Source organism: Nonomuraea deserti (genome assembly GCF_004348685.1).
GTDB classification, from domain to species: domain Bacteria; phylum Actinomycetota; class Actinomycetes; order Streptosporangiales; family Streptosporangiaceae; genus Nonomuraea; species Nonomuraea deserti.
Genome location: NZ_SMKO01000100.1, coordinates 13,991 through 33,410, shown reverse-complemented (window position 1 = coordinate 33,410; position 19,420 = coordinate 13,991). Strand labels below are relative to the sequence as shown.

Below are 19,420 nucleotides of genomic sequence, written 5' to 3'. Positions count from 1 at the left end.
CAGATGGGTATAAGAGACAGCGTGTCGTCCGGTGGTGGCAGGGCGGGCGGGCGCGACCTCAGCTCCGGGAGCGCCCGGTAGATCACCGCCGCGACCGGCACCGCCACGGCGGCCCCCGCGATGCCCGCGAGGATGCCCCCGACGGCCAGCACCAGGATGATCGCCAGCGGGTGGAAGTTGAGTGCCCGGCCCACGATCAGCGGCTGGAGCACGTGGTTTTCGAGCTGCTGCTCGATGACGAGGATGCCCAGGAAGATCAGCGCGAAGATGAGACCTTTGGCGCCCAGCGTGACGAGGGTGGCGACGGTGCCCGCGAAGAAGATGCCGACGATGGGGATGAAGCTGGCGAAGAAGATCAGCACGGCCAGCGGCGCCCACAGCGGCACTCCCATGCCGGCCAGCACGACTCCCATGATCAGACCGTGCACGGCGGCCACGGCAACCGTGCCCTGGACGTAGTGGGAGAGCGTGGTCCACGCGGCCCGCCCCGCGCGGTCGACGCGCGGAGCCACGCCGCCGAACGCCCTGAGGAACCATGCCCAGATGCGGTCGCCGTCCTTGAGTAGGAAGAACGTCACGAAGAGCAGCAGCACGATGGACGCGAGCACCTCGAAGGCCACCGCGCCGGCCGACAGGACGGTGCCGGTGATGGCCGTGCGCTGCGCGTTGACCATGGCGACGATCTCGTCGACGTAGCCGATGATCTGGGCCTCTTCCAGCTGCAGCGGGCCGCTGATCAGCCATTCCTGCACGGATCTGGCGGTCTCCTGGACCTGCCGGACGAGGTTGGGGAACTCCGCGCTGGCCCGCGCCCCGACGAGCCAGCCGGTGCCGGCCAGCACGGCCAGCGCCACCAGCATGGTGATCCAGGTGGCGTAGATGGGCCGCATGCCGGCGCGGCGCAGCGCGTTGGTCAGCGGGAACAGCAGCGCGGTCAGCAACAGCGCGATCGCCATGGGCAGCGCCACGAACGTGAGCCCGGCGATGACCTGGACGAAGTAGTAGACGACCACGCCGACGAGGATCAGGCACCCGCACCATGCGGCCATCTTGGCCAGGACGGGCGGCACGAGATTGGTTGGGCGGTCGGGAAGCACGGTTCAAGACTGGCATGTCCCGGCGGCGGATGCGCGCGGTTATCGCCCCGGCGTGATCGCCCGCGGGCCGCCCTGACACCGTCGTGCCCGGCGTGCCCGGCATGCCCGGCTAGCGCCGGCCACCGGTCACGGGCAGCTCGCGCATGCCGCGCAGCGGCGAGGTGACCAGCCACAGGAACGGCAGGCAGCTGCCGGCGGCGGCGGCCAGCAGCGTGTTCCTGACCCCGATCGCCTCGCTCAGCACCCCGCCGAACAGCCCGCCCAGCGGCATCGTGCCCCACACGAGGAAGCGGATGGTGGCGTTCATCCGGCCGAGCAGCGGCTCCGGCGTGATGGCCTGGCGGAAGCTGAGCTGGGTGACGTTGAAGACGACCGCTCCCGCTCCGAAGAAGAACTCGAACACCACGAACAACGCGAGCCGCCAGTCGGCCGCCACCCCCTGCAGCAGGAACATCAGCGGCGCGGTCAGCCCGACGGCCAGCCACATCGTCGGTCCCTGCCCGAACCTGCGGGCCAGCCGGGCGTTGACCAGCGCCCCGGTCACCCCGCCGAGCCCGCCCGCGGCCATGAGCAGGCCGATCGTGCCCGCCTCCAGGCCGAGCTCCCTGGCCAGCAGCAGCAGGATCGCCGGCTGGCTCATCGAGACGAACAGGTTGGCGGTGGCCGCGCACCCCGCGATGCGGCGCAGCAGCGGGTGCCCGAGCACGAACCGGACGCCCTCGCCGATCTCCCTGCTCAGGTGGGCGCGCCGGCGTTCCTGGCGGGGCTCGGGCCGGCGTATCGTCGCCAGGCAGGCGGCCGACCAGGCGAACCCGGCCACCGTGACGGCCAGCGCGAACGGCGCGGTGAGGAGCTGGATGAGGTAGCCGCCCGCGCCGGGCCCGCCGAGCTGGGCCACCGTGCGCACGCCCTCCAGCGCCGAGTTTCCCTCGACGAGCCGCTCGCGCCCCACGAGGTGCGGGAGATAACTCTGGTACGCGGCGTCGAAGAACACGGTGCACACGCCGAGCACGAGCGCCACGGCGTACAGCTGATGGATCGAGAGCACGTCGAGCCACCAGGCCACCGGCACCGAGGCGAGCACCAGGGCGCGCCCCCAGTCGGCGACCACCATCACGGCGCGCTTGGGCAACCGGTCGACGATCGCTCCCGCGGGCAGCCCGATCAGCACGAATGCCAGCGTCTGGAACGCGGCCAGCACGCCCACCTCGAGCTCCGAGGCGTCCAGCGCCGAGACCGCGACCAGCGGCAGGGCCAGCATGAGCACCTGGCTGCCCGCCTGGCTGGCGGTGTCGGCGAGGAACAGCCGGCGGAAGCCGTGATCGCTCAGCAAGGTCACCCGAGGAGCATCGCACGACCGATTGGGAAAAATCAATCGGTTAGGATGGCCTGCCATGGGCACCCATCGCCGTCCCGCCACCGAGGCGGAGGCCCGCGCCCTGGCCTCCTCCGTGCGTCTGCGCATCCTGCGGCTCTGCCTGGACGAGGCGCTCACCAACAAGGAGATCGCCGGACGGCTCGGCGCGCACCCCGCCACCACGCTGCACCACGTGCGCAAGCTGGTCGACACCGGTTTCCTGGCCGCCGAGGCGCACCGGCCCGGCCCGCGCGGCTCCACGGAGATCCCCTACCGAGCCACCGGCAAGTCGTGGGAGATGGACGTCAAGGAGAGCGGGGTGACCGGCGGCAACGCGGCCATGCTCGACGCCTTCCTGGAGGAGGTCAGGCTCGTCGACGTCGAGGAGGTCGACCTCACCAGGCTGGGGCTCAGGCTCACCGCCGAGGGACGCAGCGAGCTGGAGCGGCGGCTGGCGGAGGTGTTCGAGGACTTCCGCGGGCGGACGCCACCGCCCGACGGGGAGGCGTTCTCGCTCTTCTTCGCCCTGCACAAGGACGTCAGCAGGGGCCGCTGACGCCGGGTTCTTCGCCCCGCACACGGACGTCGGCAGGGGCCGCTGACGCCGAGCGCCCGCCCTGCGCAAAGACGTCGGCAGTGCTGCTCACGCCGGGCGCCCGCCATGGGGCGCCCGGCATGAGGGCGTCAGCCCAGCTGGACCTCGACGCGCAGCGCGTCACCGTGCTCCAGGACGAACTCCTCGACGTTGCCCGCCGCGCACAGGTCGTCCTGTGCCTGCCGCACGAGCGCGGTCTCAGGCCCCGTGACGGTCAGCCTGCTGACCTCGGCCCGCATCGACAGCTTGGCCTCCGACTTGGCCTTGCGCACCTGACCGAGCACCTCCGAGGCCACGGCCAGCACCGCCGGATCACCGTCGCGGCGCCCGCCCGCGGGCTCGGCGTCGGGCCACGGCGCGCGGTGGACCGAGCCCTCGCGCCACCACGACCACACCTCCTCGGTCACGAAGGGCAGGAACGGCGCGAACAGCCGCAGCAGCACGTCGAGGGCCTGTCGCAGCGCCGCGTGGGCGGAGGCCGCGGCGGGGCCGGACTCGTAGGCGCGGGCCTTGACCAGCTCCAGGTAGTCGTCGCAGAAAGCCCAGAAGAAGCGCTCGACGGCCTCCAGCGCCCTGGTGTGGTCGTAGGCGCCGAGCCCCTCCCCCGCCTCGCGTACGGCCTCGGACAGGGCCGCCAGCATCGACAGGTCGAGCGGCTCGGTGACGTCGCCCTCGCTGCCGGCCAGCCCGAGCACGAACTTCGACGCGTTGAGGATCTTGATCGCCAGCCGCCGGCCGATCTTGAGCTGCCCGGCGTCGAAGGCGGTGTCGACGCCGTAGCGCCCGTTGGCCGCCCAGTAGCGCACGGCGTCGGAGCCGTGCTTCTCCAGCAGGTCGAGCGGGGTGACGACGTTGCCCTTGGACTTGGACATCTTCTTGCGGTCGGGGTCGAGGATCCACCCCGAGATCGCCACGTCGCTCCACGGCAGCCCGCCGAACTCGTCGTGCGACCTGACCACGGTCGAGAACAGCCAGGTGCGGATGATCTCGTGCGCCTGCGGCCGCAGGTCGGCCGGGAAGACCCGCTTGAACAGGTCGTCGTCGCTCTCCCAGCGGCCGGCGATCTGCGGTGTCAGCGACGAGGTGGCCCAGGTGTCCATGACGTCGGGGTCGGCCACGAACCCGCCGGGCACGCCGCGCCGGTCCTCGGTGTAGCCGGGCGGCACGTCGGAGGACGGGTCGACCGGCAGGGTGTCCTCGGCCGGCAGGATCGGCGCGTCGTGGACGGGCTGCCCGGACTCGTCGACCGGATACCAGACCGGGAAGGGCACGCCGAAGAAGCGCTGGCGGGAGATCAGCCAGTCGCTGGTGAGCCCCTGCACCCAGTTGTCGTAGCGCACGCGCATGTGCGGCGGGTGCCACGTCAGCTCGCGGCCCCGCTCCAGCAGCCGCTCGCGCAGCTCCTCGTCGCGGCCGCCGTTGCGGATGTACCACTGGCGGGTGGTGACGATCTCCAGCGGCTTGTCGCCGCGCTCGTAGAACTTCACCGTGCGCTGCACCGGACGGGGCTCGCCCTCCAGGTCGCCGGACTCGCGCAGCAGCTCCACGATGCGCTCGCGCGCGCTGTGGACGGTCTTGCCCGCCAGCTCTTTGTACGGCTCGGCGTCGACGTCCTCGGGCGGCTCCGGCAGCAGCCTGCCGTCCCAGCCGATGACCGGCCGGGTCGGCAGCCGCAGCTCGCGCCACCAGGTCACGTCGGTGATGTCGCCGAACGTGCAGATCATCGCGATGCCGGTGCCCTTGTCGGGCTCGGCCAGGCGGTGGGCCAGCACCGGCACCTCGACGCCGAACAGCGGCGTCAGCACCGACGTGCCGAACAGCGGCTGGTAACGCTCGTCGTCGGGGTGCGCGACCAGCGCCACGCACGCCGGGATCAGCTCGGGCCTGGTCGTCTCGATCATGACCGGCCCCCGCTCACCGTAGAACGAGACCTTGTGGAAGGCGCCGGGCCACTCGCGGTCTTCCAGCTCGGCCTGCGCGACGGCGGTGCGGAAGGTGACGTCCCACAGCGTGGGCGCCTCGGCGAGATAGGCCTCGCCGCGTTTGAGGTTGCGCAGGAACGCCCGCTGGGAGACCGCCCGGGACTCGTCGCTGATCGTGGTGTAGAGCAGCGACCAGTCGACCGACAGGCCGACCCGCCGCCACACCTCCTCGAACGCCTGCTCGTCGAGCGCGGTCAGCTTGTGGCACAGCTCCACGAAGTTGCGCCGCGAGACGGGGAGCTCGCGCTTGCCCGGTTTGTCCGGCGGGACGAAGTCGGGGTCGTAAGGCAGCGACGGGTCGCAGCGCACGCCGTAGACGTTCTGCACCCGGCGCTCGGTCGGCAGGCCGTTGTCGTCCCAGCCGATGGGGTAGAACACCGACTTGCCGGTCATCCGCTGGTAGCGGGCCATGATGTCGGCGTGGGTGTAGGAGAAGACGTGCCCGATGTGCAGCGAGCCCGACACGGTCGGCGGCGGAGTGTCGATGGAGTAGACCTGCTCGCGCGGCGCGGACCTGTCGAAGCGGTAGGTGCCTTCGGCGTCCCAACGAGCTACCCATACCTGCTCCAAGCCATCAAGAGTCGGCTTTTCCGGCATGGAGGCATGGCCTGGTCGCTGTTGAGTCATGCCTCCTTATGCTACGGCTTCGGCGCACGGCAAGCGGTACAGACTAGTGTTCGTTACCAACGGGAAGGGAGATCGGTATGGCGGAGGACAAGCCAGACGTGGCCTGGCGGGTCATCGGCGGCTTGGTGGGGCTCGTGACGGCCTGGGCGGCCAGGAAGCTCCTCGGGTTCGTCTGGGTGAAGGCGACCGGCAAGGAGCCTCCTGTCGACACCGACTCACCCGAGGTCAACCTGGGCGAGGCCATCGGCTACGCCGTCCTCATGGGCGTCGGCATGTCCGTGGCTCAGATCGTGGTCAACCGGACCGCCAAGAAGCGTTACGACGCGTGGAAGGCTGTGAAGCAGGTGACTCCAGGGCATTGAGAAACTCGTTCGCCCAGCGGTCCACGTCGTAGGTGGCCACCCGGCGGCGCATGGTTCGCATCCGCCGGGCCAGCTCGTGCGGCGTGGCCCGCATCGCCGCCATCATCTGGCGCTTGACGTCCTCCACGTCGTACGGGTTGACCAGGTACGCCTGGCGCAGCTCGTCCGCCGCCCCGGTGAACTCGCTGAGCACCAGAGCCCCGTTCAGGTCGTGGTGGCAGGAGACGTACTCCTTGGCCACCAGGTTCATCCCGTCACGCAACGGGGTGACGACCATGACGTCGGCGGCGAGATAGAGCGCGGCCAGCTCCTCCTGGTCGTACGACTGGTGGAAATACTGCACGGGCTGGTAGCCGAGCTGCGCGTGCTCGCCGTTGATCCGGCCCACCTGCAGTTCGATGTCGTCGCGCAGGCGCCGGTACTCCTCCACCCGTTCCCTGCTCGGCGTGGCGATCTGCACGAACACCGCCTCGTTCGGCCGCAGCCGCCCGTCCTTGAGCAGCTCGCCGAACGCTTCCAGCCGCTGGCCGATGCCCTTGGTGTAGTCGAGGCGGTCGACGCCGAGCAGCACGTGCTCGGGGTCGCCCAGCTCGACCCTGATCTCCTTGGCCCGCGCCGCGATGTGCGGCTCGCGTACGAGCGAGTCGAGGTGCGCGAAGTCCACGGAGATCGGGAACGCCTGCGTGGTCACGATGCGGTCGTCGAGGAAGATCTCGTTCCCCTTGTACGGCAGCCCGAGCAGCCGCCGGCACAACCTGCGGAAGTTGGAGGCGCCACCGGGCAGCTGGAAGCCCACCAGGTCGGCTCCGAGCAGCCCTTCGACCAGCTCCTTGCGCCAGGGCAGCCGCCAGAACAGCTCCGTCGGCGGGAACGGGATGTGCAGGAAGAACCCGATCCGCAGGTCGGGCCGCAGTCTCCGGAGCATCGCGGGCACCAGCTGCAACTGGTAGTCCTGCACCCACACGACCGCGCCCTGCTCGGCGGCGTCGGCGGCAGCGGCGGCGAACCGCTCGTTGACCGAGCGGTAGGCCTCCCACATGTCCCGGTGGTAGACCGGCGGCGCCACGACGTCGTGGTACAGCGGCCACAGGGTGGCGTTGGAGAAGCCCTCGTAGTACAGCTCAACTTCGCTGGCGGACAGCGGGATCGGGACGAGGTTCATGCCGTCCTGCTCGAACGGCTCCAGCTTCTCGTCGGGTGCCCCGTGCCAGCCGGCCCAGGCTCCGTGGCGGCGCTTCATCACCGGTGCGATCGCGGTGACGAGCCCGCCAGGACTCCTGCGCCACGAGGCCGTTCCGTCAGGCTCGATCGTGCGGTCCACCGGCAACCGGTTCGCGACGATCAGAAACGAGCTACGGCCAGTCACGCAGTCCTCCTCTAGGGGTCAAATGTCGGGAAAGTCGCCAAGAGCGCGACTCAGAGCGACCGCCACCGACTCCGGCCCCGCATGGGGGATGATCGCGGCGATGTGGGAGTCGGGCCTGATGAGCCATGCCTCATCGGGCCCGGCGCCGAGCTTCCCGGCGAGCGAGCCTGTCCCGTCCATCTCCGCGAACCCACGTACGGCGAGCGGTGCCTTATTGACCTTGCCCAGGACCTGCACAAACAAACGCGAATCGCACATTTCACCCAGTAGAACCAGGAAACCGTCCCGGCAGAACTCGCGCAGCCTGCCCTCCGGCAACGGCACGTCCGGCAGGATCACCCCTGGTGCGGGCACGCAGCGTGAACCCTTGGGCGGCCTGCCGGAAAACGGCCGGGCCGGTTCCGGCGTCGTGAGGGGCGAATTCACGTACCAGTAGGGCTCCGCGAACCGTCCCGAGTCGATCTCCGCGACCAGCCCGCCCTCCAGCGCGGCCCGCCGGCGCATCCGCTCCTCCACGGTCCTGGGCGCGATGAAGCGCATGGTGGCGGCGGTCACCTCCAGGTTCTCCAGCGCGGCCGCGTGCCGCTCGGTGTGGTACGTCTCCAGCAGCTCCTCCCCCGCCCAGCCGTTGAGCACGAAGGCCAGCTTCCAGGCCGCGTTCTCGGCGTCGGGGACGCCGGAGTTGAGCCCGCGCGCCCCGAACGGGGCCACTAGGTGGGCGCAGTCGCCCGCGAGCAGCACGCGGCCCGCGCGCATGCGGGAGGCCAGCCGCGAATGGAAGCGATACGTGCTGTGCCACAGCAACTCGTACGGCCGGTCCCCGACGACCTTCCTGATGTTCCGCGCCCTGTCCGCGTCCGTCGGGATGAAGTCGGGCGCGATCTGCCAGTCGATCCTGAACGTCCCGCCGGGGCACGGATGGATCAGCACCTGCCGGCCCGGGTTCCACACGGGGTCGAAGTAGAAGCGGCGCTCGTTCTCCCAGCCGGGCAGGTCGGCCCTGATGTCACAGATCAGGAACTGGTCATCGTACGCCTCCCCGTCGAACGTGACCCCGAGCGCCTCGCGTACCCGCTGGGCCCTGGCGCCCGCGCAGGCCACCGCGTAGGGCGCGCGGAGCAGCCGGCCGCCGCAGTGGACGGTGACGCCGCGGGGGTCCTGGGTGATGTCGGTGACCTCGTGGTTCCAGCGCACCTCGATGAGCGGCTGCGCGGCCACGGCCGCGTCGAGGATCTGCTCGGTGCGGGTCTGGGAGATGTTCACGCAGGCCGGCAGCGGGCCCTCGCGCTCGAACGACCACGAGAACAGCTCGCGGCCGCGGTAGTAAGTGCGGGCGGTGGTCCAGGCCAGGCCCTCATCGGCCACCTGGCCCGCGCCGGCGGAGCACCAGATGTCCAGCACGTCGCGCTGCTGGCAGATCGACTTCGACCCGCCCCGCCCCCGCTCCGCGCGCTGGTCGAGCACCAGCACCCGGACGCCCCAGCGGGCCAGCAGCAGCGCGGCGCTCAGCCCGACAGGACCCGCCCCGATGACGATCACCTGCGGGGACGCGTCGGCCCGCGGGGGCACCCCGCGCTCCCCGGACGACGGCAGGGACCCTCCGGCCCGCGGACCGGCGTTCATGACTGGAGCTCGTCCCAGACCTCGCGGTCGCGCTCCGCGGTCCAGACGCGCGGGCGCTCGACGCCGCGCAGCTCGTCCCAGAGCCTGGAGACGTTGAACGGCAGGCAGTGCTCGAAGATCGGCCAGGAGCCGTAGCGGGGCTCCAGGGCCCGGTGGGTGCGCTCGAACGCCTCCTTCAGGGTGCTCGCCGCGCTCACCTCGCGCAGCATGACGGCGAGGAAGTCGCGCGTCTGGCCGACGGCCGCCGCGACCTCCTGCTCACCGCGCGCCACCGCTCCCCTGCCGCCGACGAGCGTCTCGGCCCCGAACGCCGCCACCCGGTCGAGGGTGGACGCCGCCCAGTCGCGGTGGAAGGCGTCGCCGGTGTAGAGAGCCGCCTGCGACTCGACCAGGTCGCCGGCGAACAGGACGCGCTGCCGGGGCAGCCACGCCACCAGATCGCCCTCGGTGTGGCCGCGCCCGCAGTACTGGAGCACCAGGTCGCCGCGGTCGCCGCCCAGGTCGATGGTGAACCTGTCGCTGAACGTCGCCGTCGGCCACGTCAGCCCCGGGATCGAGCCGGGCTCCCTGAACAGGCGGGGCATCCTGGCGTACTCGCTGGCCCAGTCCTGCTCGCCGCGCTCGGCGATCAGCTCGCGGGTCTTCTCGTGCGTCACGATCACGTCGGCGCCGAACGCGGAGGCGCCCAGCACCCTCACCGCGTGGTAGTGCGACAACACCAGGTAGCGGATCGGCTTGTCCGTGTGCTCGCGCAGCCTGGCCAGCCACGCGCGGGCCGCCACGGGCGTCGCGAGGGCCTCGAAGCAGACCAGGAAGTCCTCTCCCTCGACGGCGCCCACGTTGGGGTCGCCCTCGGCCGTGAGCGCGTAGACGCCCTCGGCCAGGGTCTCCAGGGACTGCCGCTTCTCACCGAGATCCGCCGACGAGGCGAACGGCTTGGCCATCGCGCACCCTCCTGACTCACCGTGATCACATCACCACTGGTAGAAGCCCTTCCCGGTCTTGCGGCCCAGCTCACCGGCGGCCACCTTCTCCCGCAGCAGCGCGGGCGGCTCGAAGCGGGGTCCGAGCCGGGCGTGCAGATAGCCGGCGATGGCCAGCCGCACGTCGAGGCCCACCAGGTCGCTCAGCCTGAGCGGCCCCATCGGATGGCCGTAGCCGAGCGTCATGGCCGTGTCGATGTCCTCGGCCGAGGCGACGCCCTCCTCCACCATGCGGATGGCCTCCAGCCCGAGCAGCACCCCCAGCCGGCTGGTGGCGAACCCCGGCGAGTCGTTGACCACCACGCCGGTCTTGCCGATGCGCTCGACGTGCCCCCTCGCCCGGTCGAGGACGGCGGCCGGCGTGGATCCGGTGACCACGATCTCGACCAGCCGCTGGACCGGGACCGGGTTGAAGAAGTGCAGGCCGATCAGGCGCTCGGGACGGTCGAGTGCGGCGGCCAGCTCGGCGATGGACAGCGAGCTGGTGTTGGTGGCAAGCACGGCGTCGTCCCCGGCCTTCGCCTCGGCCTCGGCCAGCACCTCGGCCTTGAGCGCCGGGTCCTCGGGCACCGCCTCGATCACCAGGTCGGCGTCCGCGGGCACCCCGGCCATGAGCAGGCGGGTCAGCGCCTCGTCCCTGTCCACCAGGCCCTTGGACTCGGCGACGGCCAGGCCCTCGGCGATGCGCCGCCCGGCCGCCTCCGCCTGCGGCTCCTGGACGGTGACGTGGTCGCCCGCGGCCAGGAAGACCTGCGCGATGCCCGCGCCCATCCGGCCGCCGCCGATCACGGCCACGATCATGGGGCCTCCACCAGCATCGCGACGCCCTGGCCCACGCCCACGCAGAGGCTGGCCAGCCCGCGCCGGCCGGACTCGCGCTCCATCCGGCCGAGCAGCGTGACGACCAGGCGGGCGCCAGAACAGCCCAGAGGGTGGCCGAGCGCGATGGCGCCGCCGTCGGCGTTGACCGTTTCGGGATCCAGGCCGAGCCGGCGGACGCAGGCGAGCAGCTGCGGCGCGAACGCCTCGTTGATCTCGACGGTGTCGGCGGACTCCCAGCCGGCGCGGGCCAGAGCCTTCCGCGTCGCCGGCACCGGGCCCAGGCCCATCAGGTGAGGCTCCACGCCCGCGGATGCGCCGGCGACGACCCTCGCCCGCGGCGTCAGGCCGTGCCGGCGTACGGCCTCCTCGCTCGCGACCACCACGGCCGCCGCGCCGTCGGAGAGCGGGGACGACGAGCCCGCCGTGACGACGCCGCCGTCACGGAAGATCGTCCTGAGTTTCGCCAGGCGCTCCATCGAGGTGTCGGGGCGCGGGCCCTCGTCGGCGGTGACCTCGCCCACCGGGACGAGGTCGGCGGCGAAGCGGCCCTCCTTGGCTGCCGACACCGCCCGGGTGTGGCTGCGCAGCGCCCAGGCGTCGGACTCCTCCCTCGTGATGCCGTCCAGCGCGGCCACCTCCTCGGCGGTCTCGCCCATCGACATCGTCGCGCGCGCGTCGAAGCGCGGGTTGGTGAAGCGCCACCCGAGCGAGGTGTCGGCCACCTCGCCCGGTTTCGCCCAGGGGGTGCCCGGTTTGGCCATCACCCAGGGAGCCCGGGTCATGGACTCCACGCCGCCGGCCACCACGAGGTCCGACTCGCCCGCGCGCACGGCCTGCGCAGCCGAGACGATCGCGGTCAGGCCGCTGGCGCAGAGCCGGTTGACGGTGTACGCGGGCGTCGTCGCGGGCAGCCCGGCCAGCAGGGTGGCCATGCGGGCGACGTTCCTGTTGTCCTCGCCCGCCTGGTTGGCGGCGCCGAGGATCACCTCGGCGAACGCCTCGGGGCCGGCGCCGCTGCGGCGCACCGCCTCGCCGACGACCAGGGCCGCCAGGTCGTCGGGGCGGATGCCGGCCAGCGCGCCGCCGTACCTTCCCATGGGGGTGCGCACGCCGCCGACCAGGTACACCTCAGTCATGTCGCTCCTCGCGCGGGGGAATCATGCCGGTCGCCTGGATTGCACCACATGGAAGCGGCCCGCGACGTAGCCGGGGTCGGTGAGCGAGGCCGTGGCCGCCGGGTTGGCGCCGCTGCCGTGGTAGTCGCTGAACGCGGCCGACTGGTTGACGAAGACGCCGCCGGTCAGGTTGCACGACAGGTTGACGCCGGCGTCGAGGGCGGCCCGCTCGGCCTGGTCGAGCACGTCGGAGGAAGTGGAGTAGGCGGAGGCGGTCAGTGCGCCGCGGGCCTTGATCGTGCGGCGCAGCAGGTCGAGGCTCTCCCGCGTCGAGCCCGTGGGGATGACGAACGAGACGGGGCCGAAGTGCTCGCGCCCGTAGACGTCCTGCTGACCGGGATCGACCCTGACGATCACCGGCGTCCTGATCACCGCGTCGGGGAACGCCGGATGCGCGGGCGCCCGCGACTCCAGCACCACCTCGCCGAGCGACGGCGCCGCCTCCACCCTGGCCAGCACGTCGGGGTTGACGAGCGCACCGGTCAGCTCGACCGCGCGGGCGTCGTCGCCGAGCAGCTTCCCGACGGCGGCGGCCAGCCCGGCGGCGACCTCGTCGAAGCTCTTGTGCCCCTCGTCGGTCTCGATGCCTCCCGCGGGGACGAGGATGTTCTGGGGCGCCGTGCACATCTGGCCGCTGTAGAGCGACAACGAGAACGCCAGGTTGCCCAGCATGCCCTTCCAGGAATCGGTGGAGTCGATGACCACCGTGTTGACCCCGGCCTTCTCGGTGTGCACGAGGGCCTGCGTGGCGTTGCGCTCCAGCCAGTCGCCGAACTCCGTCGACCCGGTGAAGTCCACGATGCGGATGTCGGGGTGCGTCGCCAGCGTTCTGGCCAGGCCGTTGCCCTCCTCGGCGGCCAGCGCGACGAGCGCGGGGTCGTACCCGGCCTCGGCCAGCACCTCGCGGGCGATCTGTACGGTGATCGCGAGCGGCAGCACGGCGCGCGGGTGCGGCTTGACGATCACCGGGTTGCCGGTGGCGAGCGAGGCGAACAACCCCGGGTAGGCGTTCCAGGTCGGGAACGTGTTGCAGCCGATCACGAGCGCGACGCCCCTGGGCACGACGGTGAAGCGCTTCTCCATCACCAGCGGCTCGCCCTTGGCCGGCTTCTCCCAGCGGGCGGCGGCGGCCGAGGAGGTCATGGCGGCGTAGGCGTACGCGACGGCCTCCAGCGCGCGGTCCTGCGCGTGCGGCCCGCCCGCCTGGAAGGCCATCACGAACGCCTGCCCGGTGGTGTGCTGCACCGCGTTGGCCAGCTCGAAACCACGCTTGTTGATCCGGTCGACGATCTCGACGCAGGCCAGCGCGCGCGCTTCGGGCCCGGCGTCCCGCCAGGCGGGCAGCGCCGCCTTCGCGGCCTCGATCAGGTCGTCGGCGACCGGCTCAGGGTAGGTGACGCCGAGGTCGATCCCGTACGGCGAGCGCTCCGCGCCGATCCAGTTCCCGGTGCCCGGCTGGTCGAGGGGGAAGGGTTTGCCGAGGTACGACTCGAAGGCCTCCTTGCCGCGCTCGGCCGCGCCCTCGCCGTAGACGCGCGGGCTGGGCGATTCGGGGTAGGCACTCCAGTAACCGCGTCCGACGATCGCGGAAAGGGCTTTCTCCAGGGTCTCGCGGTGCCGTTCTTGCATAGTGCTCACCCTCTTGACAGCGATCGTCCGGACGGTGAAGTGTTTACCGAACATTCGGTCAGTTGACAAGGGAGACCTGCGTTGGAGAGCGCGCGTCGCATGATGGACGCCGACACCGCCTCCGCCGCCCTGGGCATCGAGCTGATGGAGCTGGGCGAGGGACGCGCGGTGTGCCGCATGACCGTGACCGGCCAGATGATCAACGGGCACGACCTGTGCCACGGCGGATACGTGTTCCTGCTCGCCGACACGGCGTTCGCCTGCGCGTGCAACAGCCACGGCCCGGTGACGGTGGCGGCGGGCGCGGAGATCACGTTCGTCTCCCCCGCCCGCGCGGGCGACGAGCTGGTGGCCACGGCCGCGGAACGCACCCGCTACGGCCGCAGCGGGCTCTACGACATCACCGTGAGCAGGCCGGACGGTCAGGTCGTCGCGGAGTTCCGCGGCCGGAGCCGGGAGCTGACGTGAGACGAGGCGATCCCCCCGGCCAGGACGAGCTCGACCCGATCGAGCGGGTCTCGCGCGACGAGCTCATGGCGCTCCAGCTCGAACGGCTGCGGCGCACCCTCGACCACGCCTACCGCAACGTCCCCCTCTACCGGAGGAAGTTCGACGAGGCCGGCGTGCACCCGGACGACTGCGTGGAGCTCACCGACCTGGCCCGCTTCCCCTTCACCACGAAACAGGACCTTCGCGACAGCTACCCGTTCGGCATGTTCGCCGTGCCGCGCGAGCAGGTGGTCAGGATCCACGCCTCCAGCGGCACCACCGGCCGGCCGACCGTGGTCGGCTACACCAGGAACGACATCGACGTGTGGGCCGACGTCATGGCCCGTTCGATCCGCGCCTCCGGCGGGCGGCCCGGCGACATCGTGCACGTGGCCTACGGGTACGGCCTGTTCACCGGAGGCCTGGGCGCCCACTACGGCGCCGAGCGGCTGGGCTGCACCGTGGTGCCGGTCTCCGGCGGGATGACGGCGCGGCAGGTCCAGCTCATCACCGACTTCCGGCCCGGCATCGTCATGGTCACGCCGTCGTACATGCTGGCCCTGCTGGACGAGTTCGAGGCGCGGGGCCTGGACCCGCGCGAGTCCTCCCTGCGGATCGGGATCTTCGGCGCCGAGCCGTGGACGGAGCGGATGCGCGAGGAGATCGAGGACCGCTTCGACCTGCACGCCGTCGACATCTACGGGCTGTCGGAGGTGATGGGGCCCGGCGTGGCCAACGAGTGCGTGGAGAGCAAGGACGGCCTGCACGTCTGGGAGGACCACTTCTACCCGGAGACGGTCGACCCCCTCACCGGCGAGCAGGCCGAGTCGGGCGAGCTGGTCTTCACCAGCCTCACCAAGGAGGCCATGCCCGTCATCCGCTACCGCACCCGCGACCTGACCAGGCTGCTGCCCGGCACCGCCAGGCCGGCCTTCCGCCGGATGGAGAAGGTGACCGGCCGCACCGACGACCTGATCATCCTGCGAGGCGTGAACGTGTTCCCCACCCAGATCGAGGAGCTGGTGCTGCGGACGCCCGGCCTGTCACCGCACTTCCAGCTCCACCTGACCCGGCCCGGGCGGCTCGACGTGATGACGGTCAGGGTCGAGGCCCGCCCCGGTTTCGCGGGCGGCCCGGAGGCGGGCGCGGCGCTGCGCCACCTGGTCAAGGCGACCGTGGGCGTGAGCGTGGAGGTCGAGGTGGTGGACCCGGAGACGCTGGAGCGGTCGGCCGGCAAGCTCAAACGCGTCATCGACAAGCGGATAACCAGCGATAATCGATGACATGGCCACCCCGACCACCACCCGTCAGCGCCGGCGGGGGCACGACCCCGAGTCCGTGCTCTCCATCGCCGTAGGCGTCTTCAACGAGCGCGGCTACGACGGGACGAGCATGGAGGACCTGGCCAGAGCGCTCGGCGTCACCAAGTCGGCCATCTATTACCACGTGCCCGGCAAGGAGCAGCTGCTCGGCCGGGCACTCGACCGGGCACTGGACGGGCTGTCCGAGATGGTCGCCGACGAGCGGGCCGCCTCGGGCCCCGCGATCGAGCGCCTGGAGTGGGTCGTACGGCAGAGCGTGCGCATCCTCGTCGACCGGCTGCCCTACGTGACGCTGCTGCTGAGGGTGCGCGGCAACAGCCGGACGGAGCAGGTGGCGCTGGAGCGGCGGCGGGAGTTCGACGCCTTCATCAGCCACCTGGTCAAGGAGGCGGCGGCGGAGGGGAGCATCAGGCCGGACGTGGATCCGGCGCTCGTGACGCGGCTGTTGTTCGGGACGGTCAACTCGATCGCCGACTGGTATCAGCCGTCGCGCGGGGCCTCGTCGGACGACGTGGCCGACGCCCTGCTCAAGATGGCGTTCACCGGGTTAAGGGTCTAGTTCGTCGTGCTTCCTGTGGCCGATCTCGCGCTGCTCGGCGGCGGGTAACGGCCGCTTGACGCGCAGGTCGTCGCGTACGGCCTCGCCGAGTTTCTTGGTCGCGATCCGGTTGAGCGCGCCGCCGGCGACCGCTCCGGTGAGGAACGGGCCCAGCGTGGTCAGGTGGCGGCCGAGCGTGCGGAGCAGGCGGTTGCGCAGGGCGGTCTTCGTGGCGGCGCCGAGGGCGAGCGAGACGGAGGCGGGAGTGAGGGGGTCGATGCCGCGCTGCTTGGCCCAGGCGGCCGTGAAGGCGACCGCGCGCTGCGCTCCTGTGCCGTGGACGTGAACGCCGTAGACCTCGTGCAGCTCGGCCAGGAGCTTGACCTCGATGGCGGCGACGACGATGGTCTCCGCGACGAGTTGCGCGGGGGCGGAGAGCAGGAGAGGTGGTGCGGCGAACTCGGCCGCCGCGAGCGCCCCGCCGATGGCGCCGACGGTCATCGTGGCCTTCTGGGCGGTGCGTACGAGGTCGTCGGCGAGCTCTTCGCCGGTGAGGCCGTGGTGGTGATCGGAGAGGGTGTGGAGGTCTCTGATCGGGATGCGGGGCGCGATGTTGAGGAAGACGTCCGCCAGCCAGCGGCCACGGCCCGCGCCGGTCGCGCGTGCCCGCTTCGCTCCGGCGGACAGGGCCTGGGCTAGACGGCCGAGCAGCCTGCGCCGCTCGGCCGGCTCGAGCTCACCCGGCCCGGTGAGCTTGCCTACGAGCTCGCCGACCTCGCGATCGGGGTCGGCGATCTCGTTGCCCTCATGATGTTCTCTCTCAGTCTCGGCCACGCGATGCCTCCTCTGACTAGGCGGCGCACTCCCGGCAGACCTGCTGGCCGTTCCTCTCGGAGGCCAGCTGGCTTCGGTGGTGCACCAGGAAGCAGCGCGAGCAGGTGAACTCGTCCGCCTGGCGGGGGATCACCCTCAGGGACAGCTCTTCGTTCGACAGATCGGCACCGGGCAGCTCCAGCGACTCGGCCAGGTCGGTCTCGTCGATGTCGATGCTGCCGGACGACTTGTCGGTGCGCCGCGCCTGGAGCTCCTGGAGGCTGTCCTCCCCCAGGTCGTCGTCCGTCTTGCGCGGGCTGTCGTAGTCGGTAGCCATTGTGCTTACTCCATCCCCCTCATCTATATGTCTTCGCGCTCGTCGCGCGTCGTCTAACGTCCGGGAGGCCCGTCTTGTGCCCGTTCCGCCGGAGAGATTTCCCATCGGTACCCCGAGGAAACGGACAACGAACCTCCCAACACGTCAGGGCCTGCTGCCGAGGGCAATGGTTAGCCAAATATGGCGAAACCCACAGCCTTGGCGTCATGCACCACCGTGTTCGACGGCACATCCAACCACATGTGCGGCATCAATGAGACGCCCCCCGCTCCTCAACACGCGCACGAACGCGACGCGGCAACGCCCGCGTCAGCGTCTCGGAAGCCGAATGGTCACGACCAGCCCTCCACCATCACGCGGCACGGCGGTCACATTTCCGCCGTGAGCCTGTACGACCGCACGGACGATGGACAGCCCGAGACCCGATCCCTTGGCCGAATCCACCCGGTCGGCGTGGAGCCTCCTGAACGGCTCGAACAGGCTGTTCACCTCGTACGCCGGGACGTGCTGTCCCGTGTTGGCCACCTGAACAACCAAGGCACCGTCCGCCATTCCCGTCCGGATCCACACTTTTCCGTTTTCGGGAATGTTGTACTTCACGGCGTTCTCGAGCAGGTTGCTGACGGAGCGTTCCAGCAGCACCGGGTCGCCTATGGTAGGCGCGCTGACCAGTTCGGTGGTGACGGTGACCCCGTGTTCCTGGGCGAAGGGCGTGACCTGTTCCACGGCCGTCTGAGCGACTTCCTGAACGTCCAGCGGTTTGCGCACCGCGAGTTCGCGCTCGCTCCTGGCGAGCAGCAGGAGCCCTTCGATGAGCTTCTCGTTACGCGCGTTGACTTCCAGGAGGGTACGGCCGAGCGCTTTGAGATCCTCCGACGCCTCGGGATCCGACAGGGCGATCTCCAGGACCGTCCGATTGATCGTGAGGGGGGTGCGCAATTCGTGGGAGGCGTTGGCCACGAATCTGCGCTGGGTGTCGAAGGCGATGTTGAGCCTGGTGAGCATGGCGTCGAAGGTGTCGGCCAGCTCCTTCAGCTCGTCGTTGGGGCCCTCCAGGGCGATGCGCTGGTGGGCCAGGGTGCTCTCGGAGAGCTTGCGCGCCGTACCGGTCATCTGCGCCACCGGCCGCAACGCCCGGTCGGCGACGAAATAGCCGATGATGAGCGCGAGGATGCCGACGCCGAGCAGCGCGAGGAAGGCGCTGCCGAACAGGGCGTCGCGGGCGTCCTGCACCGCCTGCCGCTGTGACTCCTGCCACGCGGCGTCGAGCTGGGCGTTCTGGATGGGGGAGAGCCCCCAGTCGATGGAGGGCCACGCGTAGTCGATCGCCGAGCCGACGATGACATAGACCGAGAGCAGCAGCACGGCGGCGGCCACGAAGACGAGCGCGCCGTAGGTGAGCGTCAGCCGCCACCGGATGCTGACCCTGCCGGGCAGGTCCTTCATCCGCTCCATCGGCGTGCGCTGCACCGGCGTCTGCGCCGGCGGAGGCGGGCCGTCCCAGGCGTGCGGCCCGCTGGGCGGCGGCGCCTCTTGCACCCGCGTCGCCTTCCGGGCGGAGTGCGGGCTGATCATCGGGTGCGTGGGCCCCGCCTGCCGCTCTGGCCGTTCAGTCACAACTTGTACCCCACCCCTGGGACGGTCTCGATCACCTGAGGCTCGCCCAGCTTCTTCCTCAACGTCATCATGGTCACGCGGACCACGTTGGTGAACGGGTCGATGTTCTCGTCCCATGCCTTGTCCAGCAGGTCCTCCTGGCTGACCACGGCGCCTTCTGCGCGCATCAGCTCCTCGAGGACCGCGAACTCCTTCTTGGTCAGCACGACCTCCTTGCCGTCGCGCTGCACGAGCCGCTTGCCCGGGTCGAGCCGGATCCCGGCCCGCTCGAGGACGGGCGGCAGCGCGGGCGCGGAGCGGCGGCCGAGCGCGCGCACCCTGGCGACCAGCTCGACGAACACGAACGGCTTGGCGAGGTAGTCGTCGGCCCCCAGACCGAGCCCCTCCACCTTGTCGTCCACGTCGCCCGACGCGGTCAGCATGAGGATGCGCGAGGCGGTCCGCTGCTCCACCAGCCGCCGGCACACCTCGTCGCCGTGCACGACCGGCAGGTCACGGTCGAGCACGATCACGTCGTAGTCGATGTACGAGGTGCGCTCCAGCGCGCCTCCACCGTCATAGGCCACGTCCACCGCCATGGCCTCGCGCCTGAGCCCTGTCGCGATCGCGTCGGCGAGCACGCGCTCGTCCTCAACCACCAGCACCCGCACGCCTGGCACACCTCTTTCCGCTTCTGGTCCCACATT

At 70.9% G+C, this 19,420-nt stretch carries 18 protein-coding genes; 5 read left to right on the top strand and 13 right to left on the bottom strand.

The genetic code is table 11. The features are described from left to right. Window positions 1-1,097: AI-2E family transporter (locus E1292_RS29900; protein WP_132598911.1), on the bottom strand; the 1,097-nt coding region annotated here is incomplete at its 3' end. A gap of 109 nt (window positions 1,098-1,206) precedes the next feature. Then, window positions 1,207-2,436: an MFS transporter gene (locus E1292_RS29895; RefSeq protein WP_246090435.1), complete on the bottom strand. Its 1,230-nt coding sequence runs from the start codon at window positions 2,434-2,436 to the stop codon at window positions 1,207-1,209. Window positions 2,437-2,491: 55 nt separating this feature from the next. Between E1292_RS29895 and E1292_RS29890 the strand changes: the two genes are divergently transcribed. Continuing rightward, window positions 2,492-3,010 (top strand): ArsR/SmtB family transcription factor, encoded by a 519-nt coding sequence (locus E1292_RS29890; RefSeq protein WP_132598907.1) that lies wholly within the window; start codon window positions 2,492-2,494, stop codon window positions 3,008-3,010. Between the two features lie 128 nt (window positions 3,011-3,138). Here the strand turns inward: E1292_RS29890 and valS are convergent, their stop codons facing one another. Beyond that, window positions 3,139-5,628: a valine--tRNA ligase gene (valS, locus tag E1292_RS29885; protein WP_132598921.1), complete on the bottom strand. Its 2,490-nt coding sequence runs from the start codon at window positions 5,626-5,628 to the stop codon at window positions 3,139-3,141. Between the two features lie 107 nt (window positions 5,629-5,735). Here valS and E1292_RS29880 point away from each other — a divergent pair, with 107 nt between their 5' ends. After that, window positions 5,736-6,020, top strand: coding sequence for a DUF4235 domain-containing protein (locus tag E1292_RS29880; RefSeq protein WP_132598905.1), 285 nt, complete (start codon window positions 5,736-5,738; stop codon window positions 6,018-6,020). Here the strand turns inward: E1292_RS29880 and E1292_RS29875 are convergent. Genes E1292_RS29875 through paaN form a run of 6 tightly spaced genes read right to left on the bottom strand, consistent with a single transcriptional unit; the run spans window position 5,953 to window position 13,618 of the window. Then, the gene (locus tag E1292_RS29875; RefSeq protein WP_132598903.1) at window positions 5,953-7,386 is read right to left on the bottom strand and encodes an alpha,alpha-trehalose-phosphate synthase (UDP-forming); all 1,434 of its coding nucleotides are present in this window, start codon (window positions 7,384-7,386) and stop codon (window positions 5,953-5,955) included. The two genes, E1292_RS29880 and E1292_RS29875, sit on opposite strands and share 68 nt — an antisense overlap. 18 nt (window positions 7,387-7,404) lie before the next feature. Further along, on the bottom strand, window positions 7,405-9,009 hold the full coding sequence (locus E1292_RS29870; RefSeq protein WP_132598901.1) for an FAD-dependent oxidoreductase: 1,605 nt from the start codon (window positions 9,007-9,009) through the stop codon (window positions 7,405-7,407). Beyond that, entirely contained in the window at window positions 9,006-9,953 is a 948-nt protein-coding gene (locus E1292_RS29865) for an MBL fold metallo-hydrolase (protein ID WP_132598899.1), read from the bottom strand. Before E1292_RS29865 ends, E1292_RS29870 begins: the two co-directional genes overlap by 4 nt. A 30-nt stretch (window positions 9,954-9,983) precedes the next feature. Further along, complete coding sequence (locus tag E1292_RS29860; RefSeq protein WP_132598897.1) at window positions 9,984-10,793, bottom strand: 3-hydroxyacyl-CoA dehydrogenase family protein; 810 nt, start codon at window positions 10,791-10,793, stop codon at window positions 9,984-9,986. Continuing rightward, window positions 10,790-11,950 (bottom strand): thiolase family protein, encoded by a 1,161-nt coding sequence (locus tag E1292_RS29855; RefSeq protein ID WP_132598895.1) that lies wholly within the window; start codon window positions 11,948-11,950, stop codon window positions 10,790-10,792. The genes E1292_RS29860 and E1292_RS29855 overlap by 4 nt, the downstream gene beginning before the upstream one ends. A 21-nt stretch (window positions 11,951-11,971) precedes the next feature. Then, window positions 11,972-13,618 carry a phenylacetic acid degradation protein PaaN gene (gene paaN, locus E1292_RS29850; protein WP_132598893.1) on the bottom strand — a complete coding sequence of 549 codons (1,647 nt, stop codon included), beginning with the start codon at window positions 13,616-13,618 and terminating at the stop codon, window positions 11,972-11,974. Window positions 13,619-13,717: 99 nt separating this feature from the next. Between paaN and paaI the strand changes: the two genes are divergently transcribed. Genes paaI through E1292_RS29835 form a run of 3 tightly spaced genes read left to right on the top strand, consistent with a single transcriptional unit; the run spans window position 13,718 to window position 15,988 of the window. After that, window positions 13,718-14,086, top strand: coding sequence for a hydroxyphenylacetyl-CoA thioesterase PaaI (paaI, locus tag E1292_RS29845; protein ID WP_132598917.1), 369 nt, complete (start codon window positions 13,718-13,720; stop codon window positions 14,084-14,086). Next, window positions 14,083-15,390 (top strand): phenylacetate--CoA ligase PaaK, encoded by a 1,308-nt coding sequence (paaK, locus tag E1292_RS29840; RefSeq protein ID WP_246090434.1) that lies wholly within the window; start codon window positions 14,083-14,085, stop codon window positions 15,388-15,390. Before paaI ends, paaK begins: the two co-directional genes overlap by 4 nt. Window position 15,391: 1 nt before the next feature. Then, window positions 15,392-15,988 carry a TetR/AcrR family transcriptional regulator gene (locus tag E1292_RS29835; protein WP_132598891.1) on the top strand — a complete coding sequence of 199 codons (597 nt, stop codon included), beginning with the start codon at window positions 15,392-15,394 and terminating at the stop codon, window positions 15,986-15,988. Here E1292_RS29835 and E1292_RS29830 read toward each other — a convergent pair. The 4 genes from E1292_RS29830 to E1292_RS29815 all read right to left on the bottom strand — a co-directional run bounded on the left by E1292_RS29830 (window position 15,977) and on the right by E1292_RS29815 (window position 19,384). Next, a complete protein-coding gene (locus E1292_RS29830; RefSeq protein ID WP_246090433.1) occupies window positions 15,977-16,801 on the bottom strand; it encodes a hypothetical protein in 825 nt (274 codons plus the stop codon). The two genes, E1292_RS29835 and E1292_RS29830, sit on opposite strands and share 12 nt — an antisense overlap. A 16-nt stretch (window positions 16,802-16,817) precedes the next feature. Continuing rightward, window positions 16,818-17,117: a DUF4193 domain-containing protein gene (locus E1292_RS29825; protein ID WP_090929286.1), complete on the bottom strand. Its 300-nt coding sequence runs from the start codon at window positions 17,115-17,117 to the stop codon at window positions 16,818-16,820. Between the two features lie 309 nt (window positions 17,118-17,426). Further along, complete coding sequence (locus E1292_RS29820; protein ID WP_132598913.1) at window positions 17,427-18,692, bottom strand: sensor histidine kinase; 1,266 nt, start codon at window positions 18,690-18,692, stop codon at window positions 17,427-17,429. Window positions 18,693-18,730: 38 nt separating this feature from the next. Then, complete coding sequence (locus tag E1292_RS29815) at window positions 18,731-19,384, bottom strand: response regulator transcription factor (RefSeq protein ID WP_132598889.1); 654 nt, start codon at window positions 19,382-19,384, stop codon at window positions 18,731-18,733. Window positions 19,385-19,420 lie beyond the last annotated feature (36 nt).